We start from the raw sequence: 16,361 nt of genomic DNA, 5'->3' as shown, positions 1-16,361 counted from the left end.
AATCGACACATGACTCTCATCGGCGACCGTTACCAGCTCGGTAACTCCATCGGCACCGGCGGCATGTCCGACGTCTACGTGGCCACGGACACCCTTTTGGGCCGTGAAGTAGCGATCAAAATGCTCAAGATCGACATGGCCCGCGACGAGAATTTCCGCCAGCGCTTCCGCAAGGAGGCTCAGAATTCTGCGCGCCTGAACCACCCGAATATCGTCGCGGTCTACGACACGGGCGAGACGGTCGTGGATGGCATTTCCATCCCGTACATCGTGATGGAGCACATCAAGGGCCGTGATTTGCGCGCGATCGTGCGCGAAGACGGACCGTTGCGCCCGGAGGAAGCGGCGGCGATGCTGTTCCCGGTGACGCTGGCGTTGCAGGCCAGCCACGATTCCGGAATCATTCACCGCGACGTGAAGCCGGCGAACATCATGGTCACCAGCACCGGCGAGGTGAAGGTGATGGATTTCGGTATCGCTCGTGCACTGGATGATTCGACGGCGGCGATGACGCAGACGTCCGCAGTGATCGGCACGGCGCAGTACCTCTCGCCGGAGCAGGCCCGCGGCAAGAACGCCGACGCCCGAAGTGACCTCTACGCGCTGGGCTGCGTGATGTACGAGGCGGTCACAGGCACCCCGCCGTTCGAGGGCGAAACGCCTTTCGCGGTGGCGTACCAGCATGTCCAGGAGGATCCGGAGCCACCGAGCGCGCGGATCGAGGACTTGACGGAGTCTGAGGCCGTCAATGTCGACGCGGTGATTCTCACGGCGATGGCGAAGCACCCGGCGGACCGCTACCAGTCGGCTCTGGAGATGGCGGATGACTTGGAGCGCCTCGAGCGCGGCGCGGTCACGGAGGCCGGACGCAATCATCTGGCGGAGGCGGAGCTGGAGGACGAGCCGGAGCCTGTCGCCGAGCAGAGCCGTTATGAGCAGCACCGGCGCGAGACGCAGAAGACGGGCAACACGGGCATGAAGATTCTCGCCATTTTGATGGCGGCAGTCATGTTGCTCGGCGGCGGCGCGTTCGCGTTCAACAAGGTGCGCAACGACCGCGCTGAGGAGGCGGCCAAGGACATGGTCTTCGTGCCGAAGGTCGTGGGCAAGAAGCGCGAGGAGGCTGTCCAGGAGCTGGAGAAGCTTGGGCTGCAGGTCTCGGTGAATGAATCGCCGCATCCGGAGGTCCCGCGCGGCGAGGTGCTCAGCACGAACCCGACGGAGGGTTCGCAATTGCAGAAGGGCACGCCGATCACGGTGACCGTTTCGTCGGGCCGCGAGATCACGGACGTGCCGGACCTCACGGACATGAGCCCGCAGGACGCGGCGGCCGAGCTCGAAAAAGCAGGGCTCAAGCTTGACGACGACATCAAGCGCGAGCACTCCGACACCGTTCCCGAGGGCGTGATCATGTCGCAGCAGCCGGCTGCCGGATCCCAGTTGTCGAAGGGGTCGAAGGTGAGCGTGACCGTCTCCGACGGCCGCGAAAAGGTCAAGGTGCCGTCCCTGGAGGGCATGAACCTTGCTCAGGCGGAGTCTGTCCTGTCGTCTCTGGGCCTAGAGTCCACGACTGTCGAAGTGGATTCTCTGAAGCCGAAGGACGAGGTCCTCGCTGTCGCCGGTAAGGGCGAAGAGGTGGACCGCGGCACCACGATTGAGCTGCGCACCTCCAACGGAATGCTGTTCAAGATGCCGAAGCTCGTGCGCCAGTCCCCGGAACAAGCTGAAGCGACCCTGCGCAAAGAGGGTTGGACCGGAAATCTGAAAACGGAGCACTCGGTGGACACCCCGGATATCAACGACCACGGTCTCATCGCGGGCCAACGACCCGCCGAAGGCGCCGAGGTCCGCAAGGACGCGGACATCACCGTCGATATCTGGAAGAACGCGCTGCGCGACGGCGTCGAGAGCATTCTCCCCAACCCCTAGCGCCAACCGCCGCCCAGCAGGTTCCATCTAGGTCCAGTGCGAGCCTGCTGGTAAAGTCACCGCACAGAAGAAACCATAGATACACCTCTCCACCCTGCGCCGCCCCACTGGGGTCCCCATTTTGCGCGCGGAGGAGCACACGATGAAGGACGTGCATCATGCCTAAGGCAAAGGTCACTAAGGACACAGTCAGCACCCCGTCGACCACCACTTCCACCGGTGTCAACCGCACCCCGGTGAAGATCAATACCGGCGGCACCCCGATTTGGTACAAGATCCTGATGTTCGGCTTCATGATCATCGGCCTGCTGTGGCTCGTGGTCAACTACCTCGCCGGCAACCAGATCCCGTTCATGAACGAGCTCGGCCCGTGGAATTATGCCATCGGCTTCGGCGGCTTGGTCATCGGCCTGCTGATGACCATGGGTTGGCGTTAAACCACCCACCCCGCCCCACCTCACCGGCGCGCACCGCATTGACGCGGGCGCCGGTTTTTTCATGCTCCCCTACCCTGCACTTTGTGGAACGTGTGGATATCGCAGCGTGTTGTTCACGGACTTATCCCCAACCATCCCCAGCCGGAAACCTACAGGAACTTTTCCACAGACCTGTGCACAAAACCAGCGAAGATTTGTGAAAACACCAGTTCAGAGTCGTGAATTCTACTTATACACAGATTGTGCAAAGTGGGACAGGAGTGACTTATACACAGGTTCATCCACACCCTGTGGATAACTTTTCCGCGCTAATCCCACACTTTCGCACATACACTTCGGGGCATGGCTTCACACGCAATGCTGACCAGTACATTCCCGCCGTCCTTCAACCTCTACGAACCGCAAGAACTTCCTAACGACATTTCCCTCATGCTCTGCCACGGCTGGAGTGTCCATGAAATCACCGCGGGATACGAAGATGACATGGATGGCGACATCAGCGACACAGACCTTCCCGCCCTGATCGAGGAAGTCCGCGCTGAATACGCCCGTCTCATCACCGGCCCCTCCGAAGACGCCCAGCGTATCGATGCTCTCCGTGACGCGCTCTCCCAACGCGACCTCTCCTTCTCCTTCGACGAGGGCTGGGACAAAGGCGAGGCCGCGGAAGAGGGAGCAGACAAAGCCACTGATGCCGGCCACCGCGGTTACGCCTACTGCACCACCCAGGACGTGGACGGCCTCATTCACAGCGGCGAGCTGCACTTCGGCTTCAGCTCCATGGACAACCCGGGCTCGGATGAGGACGTGGCGATCGGCGAAGCGCTCGTCAGCGCCCTGAAAGAAGTCGGCTTCTTCCCTCAGTGGAACGGCACCGCGAACGCCCGCGTGCTCTGCAGCGGCCTCGTTTTCGAGCTTGCCCTCGAGGACGAATAGATGGGTTTCGGCTATATCTCAGCCGTATCCCAACCATGTCTCGGCACCATCGTGTGGTGCACCGCCGATGTAGCCTGAGGTACATGAACCGACGCACCATGTCCTGGATCACAACGAACACCGATCGGCGCGCGTCGTCGCGGACATCACGCCTCAAGACCGTCCTCGTCGCTGCCGCACTGGTAGCACCGCTCAGTCTCGCTGGTTGCGGCGGCATCTTCGGTGAGGAGGACACCACCGAATCTGAATCTGGCTCCTCAAGCAGCGAGAGTGGGGAGACGATGGAGATCAGCTCCGGTCCGCTGACGATCGATGTGCCGAAGGACTGGGAGAAGCTCGACAAGGACGACGACGTGATCAGAGATCGGTGGGTCGTAGGTGCGATGAGCGAGGATCCAGCCGTGCAGATCCGCATGACCAGAGATACAGGAGAAGCTCCCGAGGCGGACGCGACCAACCAGATTGCGCTCTACGGAAATCTCTTCGCCCAAGACAATGAGATTCAGCCGCGGGGTGTGGAAGACGTCGAGGTGGAGGGCGCGGACGACGCCCAGATCGCCTATTTTGAGTTCATCGACGACGACGGCGACCCGTGGGACGGGCTGTTCCTCTCGGCTGCGAACCGGGAGACAGGCAATGTATCGACGCTGGAGATGATGAGCTTGCGCGACTCAGGGCTCTCCCAGGACGAGGCACTGGAGATCGTCGACACGGCTCGCTACGACAAGTCGAAAGAGTAGACAGAGCTAGGACATCACCGGCACGGCAACTGCGGCGGCCGCCACTGCGACCGCACCTGCTGCCCCACCCCACCGGACGCGCATGTCCTCCGAGGTCAGCGGTGCCGCCATCAAAGCGCCCGCGATGAGTCCGCCGAGGTGACCCCAGAGACTCACATTCGGCGTGATCAGAGTGAAAATCAAGTTGCCGCCGACCAGAACGAGCGGGGCACGCAGGTCGGCGTGACTGCGGGCGGCGACGGCGACGAGCAGCGCCATCAGGGCATACAGCGCGCCGGAGGCACCGGCGGTGGGCTGGTCGAAGCCGAAGATCAACACGGCAGCGGACCCGCCCAAAACACCAGCGAGATACGCGAGCACGAACGGCCCCGTGCCCACCGCTCGTTCCACTGCCGCACCGACCGCGACGAGCATGAGCACATTGACCGTCAGGTGGGTGATGTCCAAGTGCATGAACCCGGAGGTCAGGGCACGGAGCAGACCAAGAGGCTCACCCGCGACAAAAGGGCCCCACAGGACGGTGGAGGTGCCGGCGTGGGAGGACCAGATGACGTCGATAAGCGAATGTGCTTGGAACGCTGCAACGAGGAACGCCCCCACGCACAGCGACGCGATGGTCGCCGTGGCGGGGGCGCCGTAAAGGACGCGCTTCAATTAATCGGAAACGGTGACGGAGTTGATCACGACGTCCTCGACCGGGCGATTGTCCATGCGGTCGGTTGGCACGTTCGAGATCTCGTCGACGACCTTCTTGGATGCCTCGTCGGTGACCTCGCCGAAGATCGTGTGGCGGTTGTTCAGGTGCGGGGTCTGCGCGACGGTGATGAAGAACTGGGAGCCGTTCGTGCCCGGGCCGGCGTTAGCCATGGCGAGCAGGTACGGGCGGTCGAACTGGAGCTCCGGGTGGAACTCGTCTGCGAACTGGAAGCCCGGGCCGCCGGTGCCGGTGCCGGTCGGGTCGCCGCCCTGGATCATGAAGCCCGGGATGATGCGGTGGAAGATCGCGCCGTCGTAGAACGGGCCCTCGTTGGAGCCGGAGGCGTTCTTCGTGGAGTACTCCTGGGTGCCCTTAGCCAGGCCGGTGATGACCTCGACGGTCTTCGGCGCGTGGTTGCCGAACAGGTCGACGGCGATGTCGCCGTGGTTGGTATGGAAGGTGATGGTCTGTGTCTTTTGAGTCATGCGGTCCAGGATACGCGTCAACGCGGGCGTCCGTGCCAGCACCAAGCTAGACCGCTCTGTCTTATTTAGGCATACCGTACGGTTTAGTATTAACATTCAGCTACAGCACTTTTAGAAACGTGAAAGGACCCCAGAATGTTCAAGAAGATCGCGGCCGCCGTGGCAGCTGGCTCCCTCGTTCTTGGCCTCACCGCATGCGGCTCTGGCGAAAGCACCGATGCGGGCGACGACAAGACCATCCGCGTCGCAACCTCCCCGGGCCCGTACTCTGAGCTCTTCCAGGACGGTGTCGCCCCCATCCTGGAGGAAGAGGGCTACACGGTCGACGTTCAGAACTTCACCGACCTCACCCAGGCCGACACGGCTCTCGCGGAAGGCTCCGCCGACCTCAACGTCGAGCAGCACACCGCGTGGATGAACGTGTTCAACGAGGAAAAGGGCGCCAACCTCGCCTCCATTACCGAAGTTCCGACCGTCCCGGCGGGCCTGTACTCGGAGAAGCACAAGTCCTTGGACGATGTCGCTGACGGCCAGACGGTCGGCGTTCCGCTCGACGGCTCCAATAAGTCGCGCGCACTCCACGTGCTTGTCGACGCCGGCTGGATCACCCTCCGCGACGACGCCGACGAGGCGCTGTTGGCGGAATCGGATATCGCCGAGAACCCGCATAACCTCGAGATCAAGCCGATGGACTCCGCCAACCTGTCGCGCTCCCTCCCGGACCTCGACTGGGCAGTCATCCCGGGCTCGATGAGCTACTCCGCCAAGCTCGACCCGAACCTGCAGGTCTTCCAGGAGGAACTGCGCCCTGAGCTGATCCTCGTCGCGGTCACTACCGAGGACAAGAAGGACGCTCCGTGGGCGAAGGCTGTCGCTGAGGCTTATCGTTCTGACGAGTTCAAGGAGTACTTCGACTCCCAGAACGAGAACGACTACTGGTTCCTGCCCGACTCTCTGAAGTAAGTGAACGGACTTCCATGACTGACGCCGTCGTATTCGACCATGTCGGCAAGGTGTTCCCGACGCGGGATAGTTCCTTCGCCGCCCTCGACGACATCAGTTTCACTGTCCCCGAAGGCAGTGTCACCGGTGTCGTGGGCACCTCGGGTGCCGGCAAATCCACGCTGATCCGGATGGTCAACGGGCTGGAGACCCCGAGCTCCGGCGCAGTCACCGTGCACGGACAGCAGCCGGCTTCCTTAAGCACGTCCGAGCTGCGTGAGCTCCGCCGGAAAGTCGCCATGGTCTTCCAAAGCGTCAACCTCCTGGAGACGAAAACGGTCGCCGAAAATGTGGCTACGCCGTTGAAGCTGACCAAGACGCCGAAGAGCGAGATCGAACGCCGCACCGCTGAGGTGCTTGAGCTGGTCGGACTCACCGACCGCGCCCAGCACAAGCCGCGGCAGCTCTCCGGCGGCCAGCGTCAGCGCGTGGGCATCGCCCGCGCTCTTGTCACGGAGCCCACAATGCTGCTTTGCGACGAACCGACCTCCGCCCTCGACCCCATCACCACCTCCCAGATCCTCGACCTGCTCCGCAATATCAACGAAGAACTCGGCGTGACGATTTTGATCATCACCCACCAGATCGACGTGATTGCCCGCCTGGCCGACAATGTGGCGGTGCTCTCCGAGGGCCGTCTTGTGGAATCCGGCCCCGTGGCACAGGTCTTCGCGGACCCGCAGCACGAACTGACCCAGAAATTCGTGGACACCGTAATCCCGCCCGAACTCGATCCCACCGCGCGCGAGGCTCTCTCCCGCGCACTGGTGAAGAACAGCGAGGTGTAACAGCATGAACCAGCTCAACACGTGGTGGCGCGACACCACCGGCTCCCGCGTCACTCCGGAGATGTACCTCGACTCCTTCGGCGAGACCCTCTACATGGTGGGCATTTCCCTGTTCCTCGGCGCATTATTGGGCATCCCGCTGGCGCTTGCCTTCGTGATCACCCGGCCGGGCGGCCTGAAGCCCAACAAGGTCATCTACGGCGTTCTCAATGTGGTCGTGAACATCATCCGTTCGCTGCCGTTCATCATCCTGCTGGTGGCTATTTCGCCGTTCACCCGCGTGATCGCTGGAACCGCCATCGGCACCACCGCGGCGCTCGTCCCGCTGACCTTGTACATTGCCCCGTTCATCGCCCGCCTCATCGAGCAGTCCCTGCTGGAGGTCAATCCCGGCATCACCGAGGCTGCTGATTCCATGGGCGCCAGCCTCTTCCAGACTGTCAGATACTTCCTCCTGCCGGAGGCGAAATCGTCCATCATTCTCGCCGTCACCACGGCAACGATCGGCCTGATTTCCGCCACGGCGATGGCCGGCACGATCGGCGGCGGTGGCGTCGGCGACCTTGCTATCTCGTACGGCTACCAGCAGTTCGACTCGATCGCGATGCTCACGACGGTGGTGCTCCTGATCATCATCGTCCAGGCCATCCAGTCCGTGGGCAACACGCTCGCCCGTCGCGCGCGGGCATAACGAGACTAAGGGGTCCTGGACCTAGATCCAGCACCTCACCCCGTCTTCGAACGCAATCATGGCCAGGTAGGCCTCGCTGAAGTGGGCGGGGTTATTTAGGTCGATCTCGCACAGTTTCTCGATCTTGGCCATCCGGGTGCGCACGGTATGGCGGTGCACACCCAAAGCCTCGGCGGCCTCACCCAGCCGTGCACCATGACGAAGAAACACGGCGAGGGTGGTCTCATAATCTGTCCCGTGAGCGGCATCAAAGCTGATCAGCCGGCCGAAGATCTCTTCGCGTCTGGCCGCGAGCGCATGGGCGACGGTGGGATCGCGCAGCCACGGCAGCCCCGAGTCATTGGCGCGAGCCACATCACCGGGCCGCAGAGTGCGCGTTCGGGAGACGAGCTGATTCACGTGGTCCAGCGTCAGCCGAGCAAGCAACATCGGACTACCTGCGGCGATGCGCACGCGGTCGCGGTGCCCACCGAGGGCACCGAGCACATCGCGCACGGTCACATCAGGGCGCACCACCATCAGGAAGGTCGTTTCATCGACATCGAGGACATGTAGGAGCCGATCGCTTTTCGACGCCTCCCTGTCCAGCCCCTCCACCACCGCCTGCATTCCGCGGGGCGATTGCGCCGCGATGACGATCGGCCGGGTGAAGCCTTCCCGGTCGACGGGAGTGTCCACGGCATCGGAATAGATCTCCTCCTTTTCCGTGATGCCGAGGTGGATGCGCAGCGCGAAGGAATTGAGCTGGTTATGAATCCGCCGCAGGTGAGCGGGCCTGGAGAGGAGGGTGGCTGCGAGGCCGGCGTAGTGGCGGATGAGGGAGCGGTCTTCGTCGGTAAGCGTGCGCGTGGAGGTGACGTCAACGGTGTACGGCCGCCCGGCGTTGGCGGACGAGCTGATGCGGTAGGAGCTCGAATAGGTCTTCTTCATGGCGTTGAACGCCCGCGAGACTTGCTCGGCGATCAGGAGGCCGTTGGGGTCTTTGATGGTCACGCGGGCCTCGAGGGTGGTGGCGGCGTCGCGCGTGAGGGCTTTGATATCGCCCGCGGTGGCCGTCTGCGTGAGCTTCTCCTGGGCCTGGAGTAGCTGCTGGTGCAGGTAGGCACGCTTTTCCTGTTCCGCGGTGAAGCGGCGATGCTGCTCTTCGTGGACCGCACTCAAGATCGTGGCGAACGGCACGGGCCGCGACACCTCGAACAGGCCCACGTTGTTCTCCCGCGCGGCATCCACGACGGCATCGGGGATTCGTCCGAAGACGGTACTGATGCCAAAGCCGACCGCCACAGCCCCCTGCTGTGCGAGATGCTCGATGTGTCCGCGCAGGCCATCAGGGTTGTCGCGGAATGCCGCGCCGACGGTGAGCACGAATGATTTCGGCTGAATGAAAGAGCCCGGGGTTTCCAGCTCGTTGATCTGCACGACGGTGAAAGACGGTTTCGGCGGCGCGACGATCTCGGTCAGGCCGAGGTGCTGGTTATCGGCGAGAAATGCGAAGGAGAACATTGCGCAGTCTCCGTGCTGTATAACAGTGCGTCCCTATTTCGCCACACTGTACATGACGCGGATCACCTTCTTCGCTGCATACTGTTTTGTCAACAAATACTTTTCGCGCCTGAAGGAGTGATCATGCAGGACCTGGAGTCGTCGATAAGCGCACAGCGAAATTAAGAAGGAGACCTTAAGAAAATGGCACTACAGCAACCACAAGCCGGCCCTTTGAAAGGCATTGTCGTCGCGGATTTTTCGCGCGTGCTCGCTGGGCCGTACGCGACGATGCTGCTCGCGGATCTCGGCGCGACCGTGATCAAGGTCGAGGGGCCGAACGGCGACGACACCCGCGGATGGGTGCCGCCGAAGCGCGGCGATGTGGGCACGTACTACCTGTCGATCAACCGCAACAAGAATTCGATCAAGCTCAACTTGAAGGACCCGGACGACCTGGAGACGGCGTACGCGATCATCGACCGGGCGGACGTGCTGATCGACAATTTCCGTGTGGGCAGCCTGGATAAATTCGGGCTCGACCCAGAGACCGTGACCAAGCGGTGGCCGGAGCTCATCCACGCGAAAATCACGGGCTTCGGCTCGCGCGCCGGGGCGCAGCTGCCGGGCTATGACATGCTCATTCAAGCGTCCAGCGGGTTCATGTCCATGACGGGTTCGCCCGACGGCCCGCCGCAAAAAGCAGGTTATGCATTCATCGACGTGCTCACCGGGCTGCACACCACCGTCGGCATCCTCGCCTCGCTGCTGCGCCGCGAGCGCTTCGGCGGCGGTGGGGAGACCATCCGCACCAACCTGCTGTCCGCGGCGCTGTCATCCATGGTCAACATGACATCCGCGGCCGTCGCCTCCGACGCCGAAATGACCCGCACGGGCAACGACCACCCGTCGATCTTCCCGTACGGCCCGTTTTCCGCCAAGGACCGCGAGCTCGTCATCTGCGTCGGCAACAACAAGCAGTTCGCAACGCTTGTCGACGGCCTCGGCTCCCCCGACCTCGCCAACGATCCCCGCTTTGCCACCAATGAGCAACGCAATGTCAACCGCGAAGAACTGCGCCCGATCCTCACCGAACTGCTCGCGGCGAAAACCGCCGACGAATGGATCGACCTGTTCCGCGCCAAGGGCCTTCCCATCGCGCCGATCCTGTCCGTGCGCGAAGCCATCGACTTCGCCGACGACCTCGAACTCGAGCCCGTCGTCGAAATCACCACCAAGGACGGCACCGACCGCGTCCCCTTCGTCTCCAACCCTCTCGACATGAGCTCCGGCGGCATCACCTACACCAAGGCCGCCCCCGGCCTCGACGAAGACCGCGACGACGTCCTCGAATGGATCGCCCAAACCCCTGCCAAATAACCTCTTCCACCTCTTCAACCTCCGAAAGGAACCTCCTCATGACCTCCGCATCTCCCCTCGCCACCGACCTCATCAACTTCGACAGTCTGCTCTCCCGCGACGAAATCGAATGGCGTGACGACGTCCGCTCCTTCGTCGAAAACGAGATCAAACCCCACGTCGGCCAGTGGTACGAAGACGCCCACGTGCCCTTCGAACTCATCCCCCGCTTCGCCGAAAAAGGCATGATCGGCGCACACCTGTCCGGCTACGGCTGCCCCGGCCGCTCCGCCGTGGACTACGGCCTGGCCATGCTCGAGGTCGAAGCAGCCGACTCCGGTCTGCGCACCATCTTCTCCGTCCTCGGTTCGCTGGCCATGACCTCAATCCACCTCAACGGGACCGAGGAGCAGAAAGAGAAGTACCTGCCCAAGATGGCCGCCGGCGAGCTTCTCGGCGCCTTCGGCCTGACCGAGCCCACTGCCGGTTCCGACCCCGCCTCCATGACCACCCGCGCCACCTACAAGCCCGGTGAAGGCTGGGTCCTCAACGGCGAGAAGCGCTGGATCGGCCTGTCCCACTACGCCGACCTGACCATCATCTGGGCCAAGGTGTCCACCGCCGACCTCGAAGCCGCCGGCCTCGATGGCATTCCGGAGGGCCGCGACGAGACCATCGCCGGCTTCATCGTGGAAAAGGACACCCCGGGTTTCGACCCTCAGCAGATCGACAAGAAACTGTCCATGCGCGTGTCCACCCAGGCGCACATTTACATGAAGGACGCTCTTGTCGGTGAAGACAAGATCCTCTCCGGCCGCTTCGGCCTGAAAGCCCCGTTCATGTGTCTTAACGAGGCTCGTTACGGCATCGGCTGGGGTGTTCTCGGCGCCGCCCGCGACTCCATCGAATGCGCCCTCGCCTACGCCAAGGAGCGCACCCAGTTCGGCAAACCGCTCGCGGGCTTCCAGCTCACCCAGAAAAAGCTCGTCGACATGGCTGTCGGCCTCAACCAGGGCTACCTGCTCGCCCTTCACGTCGGCCGCCAGAAAGACGCCGGCACCCTGGACATTTCCCAGATCTCCGTGGCGAAGCTTCAGAACACCCGCACCGCCATCGAGATCGCCCGCGAAGCCCGCACCATTCTCGGCGGCAACGGCGTGACCCACGACTACTCCCCCATCCGCCACGCCGCCAACCTCGAGTCCGTGCGCACCTACGAAGGCACAGACGAGATGCACACCCTCATCCTCGGCCAGAAGATGACGGGCATCGGCGCGTTCGCGTAGGGATCGGGCCCGGGGTGGTGGCCTCGGGCCCTTCTCGCTGGCCCACCTACATGACGCTGGAGATAGATGAAATAATTGTCACAGCAAGCAAAACTGACCTGGGGTTTTGCGTCCGGCGCCCGACCAAAGTGAATCTAGATCCAGAGCGAACCGGACCGCGCGAAAACACAGACAGCTAGCCCCGGCAGCCGACGTGGCTGACCGGGGCTAGTTGTTCTTTACCTGGCGCGAGGTGGCTATAAGCCTCGGAGGCTTAGGGGCTGAGACCTTAGAGGCCTTCGACGACCTCGTCGCGGGCAGCGACCATGTTGGCCAGGGCTGGCTCGACCTCGGAGTAGCCGCGCGTCTTCAGGCCGCAGTCCGGGTTGACCCAGAGGCGGTCGGCGGGGACGTTGTCCAGGGCGGCCTTGATGAGCTCGACCATTTCTTCCTTGGACGGGATGCGCGGGGAGTGGATGTCGTAGACACCCGGGCCGATCTCGGCGTGGAAGGTCTCGTCGATATCCTCGAGCAGCTCCATCTTGGAGCGTGCGGCCTCGATGGAGGTGACGTCGGCGTCCAGGCCGGCGACGGCGTCGATGATCTGGCCGAACTCGGAGTAGCAGAGGTGGGTGTGGATCTGGGTTGAAGGCAGAGCCTTCAACGAAACCAACCTGAAGGCGCGGACGGCCCAGTCGAGGTAGGACGGGCGGTCGTCGGCACGCAGCGGGAGCAGCTCGCGCAGGGCAGGCTCGTCGATCTGGATGACCTTGATTCCGGCCTTTTCCAGGTCGGCGACCTCGTCGGCGAGGGCGACGCCGATCTGGTCGGCGGAGACGGACAGGGGCACGTCGTCACGCTTGAAGGACCAGGCCAGGATGGTGACCGGGCCGGTGAGCATGCCCTTGACCGGGTGCTCGGACAGGGACTGCGCGAAAGCGGACCACTCGGTGGTCATGGCCTCCGGGCGGGAGACGTCGCCGACGACGATCGGCGGACGGGTGCAGCGGGAGCCGTAGGACTGGACCCAGCCGTTCTCGGTGACGACGAAGCCGTCGAGAAGCTCTGCGAAGTACTGGACCATGTCGTTGCGCTCCGGCTCGCCGTGGACGAGCACGTCGAGGCCGAGGCGTTCCTGCAGCTCGATGACCTGCTTGATCTCGGTCTTGAGTGCCTCGTTGTACTGCTCGTCGGTGAGCTCGCCTGCGCGGTGATCGGCGCGGGCCTTGCGGATTTCGGTGGTCTGCGGGAAGGAGCCGATCGTCGTGGTCGGCAGCTGCGGCAGGCCGAGGGCCTTCTGCGCTTCCTGGCGCTCCGCGAATTCCGGCTGGCGCTGGACGGCGCCTTCCGGAAGCTTGGCCACGCGGTCGGTGACAGCGGAGTTGTGGATGCGGGTGGACTCGGCACGGGTGCGCACGGCGCGGTCGGAGCGGCCGAATGCCTCCGGGGCCTCGGACTCGCCGGCGACGAGAGCGGTGATCTCCTCGATCTTCTCGTCGGCGAAGGACAGCCACGGCGCGACGTCGACCGGGAGGTTCTTCTCAGCGTTGAGGGTGTGCGGAACGTGCTGCAGGGAGGTGGAGGTGGAGACGCTGGCGGTGCCGAGCTTGTTCAACACCTCGACCTTGTCGCGCAGGTTGGCGGCCCAGACGTTGCGGCCGTCGATAAGGCCGGCGACGAGGGTGGTGTCCTTGCCGTCGAAAGCGGAGGCGACGCGTGCCGGGTAGTCGGCGTCGGCGTCGAGGGTCCACGGGGACAGGTCGACGTGGACGGCCTCCGGGGCGACGGATGCCAGGGCGTTCAGGCCCTCGCGGGCGGAACCGTACGGGGTGGTCACGTACACCTTCGGGCGGTTCTCGGCACCGAGGAGCGCAGACCAGGCCTGCTCGGTGTACTTCGCCAGTTCGGCATCCGGGGTGGACAGGTCAGCGACCAAGGCAGGCTCGGCGACCTGGACCCACTCGACACCGGCGTCCTTGAGGGCGGCGAAGACGGCGGCGTAGGCTTCGACAAGCTTGTCCAGCAGGGACCACTCGACCGGCTTGGACAGGGCGAGCAGGGTGACCGGGCCGACGAGTGCCGGGCGGACCTTGTGGCCTGCTTCGCGTGCTTCTTCGACGAGACGGACAATGCGCTCCGGCGCCGGAGTGATGTCCTGGCCAGCGGAAACCTCGGGCACGAGGTAGTGGTAGTTGGTGTCGAACCACTTGGTCATCTCGAGCGGCACGCGGGTGTCGTTGCCGCGGGCGAGGGCGAATTCCTCGTCGAGGTCGGTGCCGCCGGCGATCAGGCCGACGGTCAGGCCGGTCTCGAGCACCTGGTCGTAGAAGGCGACATCTGCCGGAATCGCGTAATCCTCGTCCAGGCCGAGGTCGCGCAGGTGGTTGTAGGTGTCAATGCGAAGCGCACGGGTGGTGGTGCGGAAGGTCTCGGCGTCGATACGCCCAGCCCAGTAGGACTCCAGCGCGCGCTTGAGCTCGCGGTTCGCGCCGATGCGCGGGTAGCCCTCGATCGTGGCCTTAGGGAAAGTGCTCACTGTTACTCCTTGGGGTTTGTTATTTGGGTTCTATTCCGAGCCGCGACAGCAGGTCTTGCGTCACCGCCAGGTTGTTGTGGGTGTAGATGTGCAGGCCGCCGACGCCGGCGTCGAGAAGCGTGCCCGCGAGTTCCGCGGTGAGCTGCATGCCCACCTCGTACTCTTCGTCGGGGTCACGCGCCGCCGAGAGCTTATCGACGACACGCTGCGGCACCTCGATCCCCGACAGCACGCCCATGCGCTGTGCCCGCTTCAGGCTTGTCATAGGCATGATGCCGGGGATCAGGGGGATGCGCACGCCCGCCATCCGCGACTGCTCCGCGAAGCGCAGGTAGTCGTCTGCCTCGAAGAACAGCTGCGTGATGGCGAAGTCCGCGCCGAGCCGCTGCTTCGAAAGCAGGACGTCCAAGTCCAGGTCGGGCGTGGGCGATTCGGCGTGGCCGGACGGGTAGCACGCCACAGAGAGGGCGAGTTTGCCCGCGGCGAGGCGGAAAGCGTTCTCGTCCTCGATCTCCCGGATGAGGGAGAGCAATTCGGTGGCGTACTGGAGGTAGCCCTCCGGCAGGCTGGTCTCCCCTTCCGGGAGGTCACCGCGCAGGGCGAGGAAGCCGCGGACGCCGGAGTCGATCAGGGTGCGGATCCAGTCGGCGAGCTCGTCGACGGGGCCAGCGGTGCACGCCAGGTGCGCGATGGTGCGCAAGTTGGTGGACTCGTTGAGCCGGGAGATGAAGTCGGCGGTGCCTTCGAGCCAGCCGGAGCGGCGAGAGCTGGTCACTGCGACGTAGTCCGGGTTGTAGTCGGCGAGCCCGGCGATGAGCTCGTTGAGCTTCGCTTCGTCCGCGTCGTGGCGGGGCGGGATGAGCTCGAAGCTCAGGGCGGTCCTCTGCTGCCGCTTCACAGCGGTGCGGGCACCGGTATCGGGTGCTTCGTCGAGGTGGTCCAAGGGCGCAGACGCCGACAGCCTCGACGAAAAGTGTCCTTCAGTCAACGAAGGAGTCCTTTCGTCTCGTCGGTTTCATGGATTGGCTGGGCTCAGCACTTGGAAACTGGTTGGAATGTAACCCGGGCTCGTTTGAAGGTTCAATCACCTGTGCTATTTCACGCACTGTTTCTGCTGCTCACAGCGCTACGTCTCGTGAATATAAAAGCCAAAAATTCGCCGGAAATGGACCGAGCTGTCCACTTTTTGCGCGCAGTGGCGGACCAAGCGGTGGGGTGCGATCACGTACCGCCGAAAGCCCGCGCCAGCCGGCGCTCACTTCACTACTGTGGGTGGCACCACAGCCCTGCACGACACCGACCCGAACAAAGAAGAAAGGCCACAACGCACATGAATCTCCGCAATATCCGCCTCGCCTCCAAGGTGGCTGGCACCCTGTTCAACCGTTACCGCGAGCTGAATAACGAGCAGAAGCGCGACGTGTACGAGGCCGTCCGCATCATGGCCCGTGGCGGCGAGGGTGAAGGCACGAACGCCGAGGAAGAAGACACCTCCAACTACAGCGATGCCCGCCTGCAGGCCGGCGACATCACCCGCGCGGCACACGCGCGCCTGGACCGCCGCCGCGCTCTGTTCGAGGCGGACCAGCTGGATAAGAAAGAGAAGAAGGAGCTGGAGAAGGCTCTGAAGAAGCAGAAGAAGTCCGCCAAGAAAAAGAAGAAGGGCGGCATCGCTCTCGGCGCTCTGATTCTGGCCCTGCTCGCGGCGGTCGCTGGCGGCGTCTACTACTTCCTCTTCGGCACGGACTCCCCCGTCGCGGCCAAGAAGACCAAGAAAAACACCGCGCCCACGACGACGAAGCCGAACGTCCAGCGCACCCAGCCGCCCACAATGGGTTCCACCCGCGTGACCACGGTGACCACGAGCAAAACGGCCGCCGACCACGGCCCGCTGAGCGAGGAGCCGGCCGAGCGCGACGAGGAGCTGCTCACCTCCATCGACGAGCAGCTGTCCACGCTGGACACGCTTGACGACGATCAGCGTGGAGCCGGAGCCACCGACCCCCGCTAAACC

General features: G+C 63.7%; 14 protein-coding genes and 1 pseudogene. 10 read left to right on the top strand and 5 right to left on the bottom strand.

Annotation, left to right across the window (positions count from 1 at the left end):
- Positions 1 to 9: 9 nt before the first annotated feature.
- The 4 genes from pknB (at position 10) to ACUY2Y_RS00630 (ending at position 4,042) form a co-directional block, all read left to right on the top strand.
- On the top strand, positions 10 to 1,929 hold the full coding sequence (gene pknB / locus ACUY2Y_RS00645; protein ID WP_448324384.1) for a Stk1 family PASTA domain-containing Ser/Thr kinase: 1,920 nt from the start codon (positions 10 to 12) through the stop codon (positions 1,927 to 1,929).
- 158 nt (positions 1,930 to 2,087) lie between these two features.
- Positions 2,088 to 2,366: a cell division protein CrgA gene (gene crgA / locus ACUY2Y_RS00640; RefSeq protein WP_210573589.1), complete on the top strand. Its 279-nt coding sequence runs from the start codon at positions 2,088 to 2,090 to the stop codon at positions 2,364 to 2,366.
- 342 nt (positions 2,367 to 2,708) lie between these two features.
- On the top strand, positions 2,709 to 3,302 hold the full coding sequence (locus tag ACUY2Y_RS00635) for a DUF6891 domain-containing protein (RefSeq protein WP_448324383.1): 594 nt from the start codon (positions 2,709 to 2,711) through the stop codon (positions 3,300 to 3,302).
- A gap of 83 nt (positions 3,303 to 3,385) precedes the next feature.
- Entirely contained in the window at positions 3,386 to 4,042 is a 657-nt protein-coding gene (locus tag ACUY2Y_RS00630; protein WP_448324382.1) for a hypothetical protein, read from the top strand.
- A 6-nt stretch (positions 4,043 to 4,048) separates the two neighbouring features.
- On the opposite strand, the gene ACUY2Y_RS00625 is transcribed toward ACUY2Y_RS00630, so the two are convergent.
- On the bottom strand, positions 4,049 to 4,696 hold the full coding sequence (locus ACUY2Y_RS00625) for a rhomboid family intramembrane serine protease (protein ID WP_448324381.1): 648 nt from the start codon (positions 4,694 to 4,696) through the stop codon (positions 4,049 to 4,051).
- On the bottom strand, positions 4,697 to 5,224 hold the full coding sequence (locus ACUY2Y_RS00620; protein ID WP_448324380.1) for a peptidylprolyl isomerase: 528 nt from the start codon (positions 5,222 to 5,224) through the stop codon (positions 4,697 to 4,699).
- A gap of 135 nt (positions 5,225 to 5,359) precedes the next feature.
- Between ACUY2Y_RS00620 and ACUY2Y_RS00615 the strand changes: the two genes are divergently transcribed.
- From ACUY2Y_RS00615 to ACUY2Y_RS00605, 3 genes and pseudogenes are all read left to right on the top strand, one after another.
- Complete coding sequence (locus ACUY2Y_RS00615) at positions 5,360 to 6,187, top strand: MetQ/NlpA family ABC transporter substrate-binding protein (protein WP_448324379.1); 828 nt, start codon at positions 5,360 to 5,362, stop codon at positions 6,185 to 6,187.
- 14 nt (positions 6,188 to 6,201) lie between these two features.
- Positions 6,202 to 6,948, top strand: a pseudogene (locus ACUY2Y_RS00610) (methionine ABC transporter ATP-binding protein); the annotation flags it as partial.
- A gap of 70 nt (positions 6,949 to 7,018) precedes the next feature.
- The gene (locus ACUY2Y_RS00605) at positions 7,019 to 7,705 is read left to right on the top strand and encodes a methionine ABC transporter permease (protein ID WP_448324378.1); all 687 of its coding nucleotides are present in this window, start codon (positions 7,019 to 7,021) and stop codon (positions 7,703 to 7,705) included.
- Between the two features lie 21 nt (positions 7,706 to 7,726).
- Here ACUY2Y_RS00605 and ACUY2Y_RS00600 read toward each other — a convergent pair whose 3' ends face one another.
- Positions 7,727 to 9,208 (bottom strand): PucR family transcriptional regulator, encoded by a 1,482-nt coding sequence (locus tag ACUY2Y_RS00600; protein WP_448324377.1) that lies wholly within the window; start codon positions 9,206 to 9,208, stop codon positions 7,727 to 7,729.
- Between the two features lie 183 nt (positions 9,209 to 9,391).
- On the opposite strand from ACUY2Y_RS00600, the gene ACUY2Y_RS00595 reads away from it, so the two are divergent.
- Together ACUY2Y_RS00595 and ACUY2Y_RS00590 are read left to right on the top strand one after the other, a co-directional pair.
- Positions 9,392 to 10,567: a CaiB/BaiF CoA transferase family protein gene (locus ACUY2Y_RS00595; protein WP_448324376.1), complete on the top strand. Its 1,176-nt coding sequence runs from the start codon at positions 9,392 to 9,394 to the stop codon at positions 10,565 to 10,567.
- A gap of 38 nt (positions 10,568 to 10,605) precedes the next feature.
- Complete coding sequence (locus ACUY2Y_RS00590) at positions 10,606 to 11,832, top strand: acyl-CoA dehydrogenase family protein (protein WP_448324375.1); 1,227 nt, start codon at positions 10,606 to 10,608, stop codon at positions 11,830 to 11,832.
- 268 nt (positions 11,833 to 12,100) lie between these two features.
- Here the strand turns inward: ACUY2Y_RS00590 and metE are convergent, their stop codons facing one another.
- Both metE and ACUY2Y_RS00580 read right to left on the bottom strand, forming a co-directional pair.
- Positions 12,101 to 14,347: a 5-methyltetrahydropteroyltriglutamate--homocysteine S-methyltransferase gene (metE, locus tag ACUY2Y_RS00585; protein WP_448324374.1), complete on the bottom strand. Its 2,247-nt coding sequence runs from the start codon at positions 14,345 to 14,347 to the stop codon at positions 12,101 to 12,103.
- Positions 14,348 to 14,366: 19 nt separating this feature from the next.
- Positions 14,367 to 15,335: a methylenetetrahydrofolate reductase gene (locus tag ACUY2Y_RS00580; protein ID WP_448324373.1), complete on the bottom strand. Its 969-nt coding sequence runs from the start codon at positions 15,333 to 15,335 to the stop codon at positions 14,367 to 14,369.
- 342 nt (positions 15,336 to 15,677) lie between these two features.
- Between ACUY2Y_RS00580 and ACUY2Y_RS00575 the strand changes: the two genes are divergently transcribed.
- Entirely contained in the window at positions 15,678 to 16,358 is a 681-nt protein-coding gene (locus tag ACUY2Y_RS00575; protein ID WP_448324372.1) for a hypothetical protein, read from the top strand.
- Positions 16,359 to 16,361 lie beyond the last annotated feature (3 nt).

The sequence above is a fragment of the Corynebacterium sp. 20-84 genome (assembly GCF_053479455.1).
The sequence above is the reverse complement of the archived record's forward strand: the minus strand, read 5'-3'. Positions and strand labels throughout refer to the sequence as shown.

Bases quoted from the DNA above. Each gene is read 5' to 3' on its own strand.
- pknB (WP_448324384.1), top strand. From the start codon at position 10: ATGACTCTCATCGGCGACCGTTACCAGCTCGGTAACTCCATCGGCACC.
- crgA (WP_210573589.1), top strand. From the start codon at position 2,088: ATGCCTAAGGCAAAGGTCACTAAGGACACAGTCAGCACCCCGTCGACC.
- ACUY2Y_RS00635 (WP_448324383.1), top strand. From the start codon at position 2,709: ATGGCTTCACACGCAATGCTGACCAGTACATTCCCGCCGTCCTTCAAC.
- ACUY2Y_RS00630 (WP_448324382.1), top strand. From the start codon at position 3,386: ATGAACCGACGCACCATGTCCTGGATCACAACGAACACCGATCGGCGC.
- ACUY2Y_RS00620 (WP_448324380.1), bottom strand. From the start codon at position 5,224: ATGACTCAAAAGACACAGACCATCACCTTCCATACCAACCACGGCGAC.
- ACUY2Y_RS00615 (WP_448324379.1), top strand. From the start codon at position 5,360: ATGTTCAAGAAGATCGCGGCCGCCGTGGCAGCTGGCTCCCTCGTTCTT.
- ACUY2Y_RS00605 (WP_448324378.1), top strand. From the start codon at position 7,019: ATGAACCAGCTCAACACGTGGTGGCGCGACACCACCGGCTCCCGCGTC.
- ACUY2Y_RS00600 (WP_448324377.1), bottom strand. From the start codon at position 9,208: ATGTTCTCCTTCGCATTTCTCGCCGATAACCAGCACCTCGGCCTGACC.
- ACUY2Y_RS00595 (WP_448324376.1), top strand. From the start codon at position 9,392: ATGGCACTACAGCAACCACAAGCCGGCCCTTTGAAAGGCATTGTCGTC.
- ACUY2Y_RS00590 (WP_448324375.1), top strand. From the start codon at position 10,606: ATGACCTCCGCATCTCCCCTCGCCACCGACCTCATCAACTTCGACAGT.
- ACUY2Y_RS00575 (WP_448324372.1), top strand. From the start codon at position 15,678: ATGAATCTCCGCAATATCCGCCTCGCCTCCAAGGTGGCTGGCACCCTG.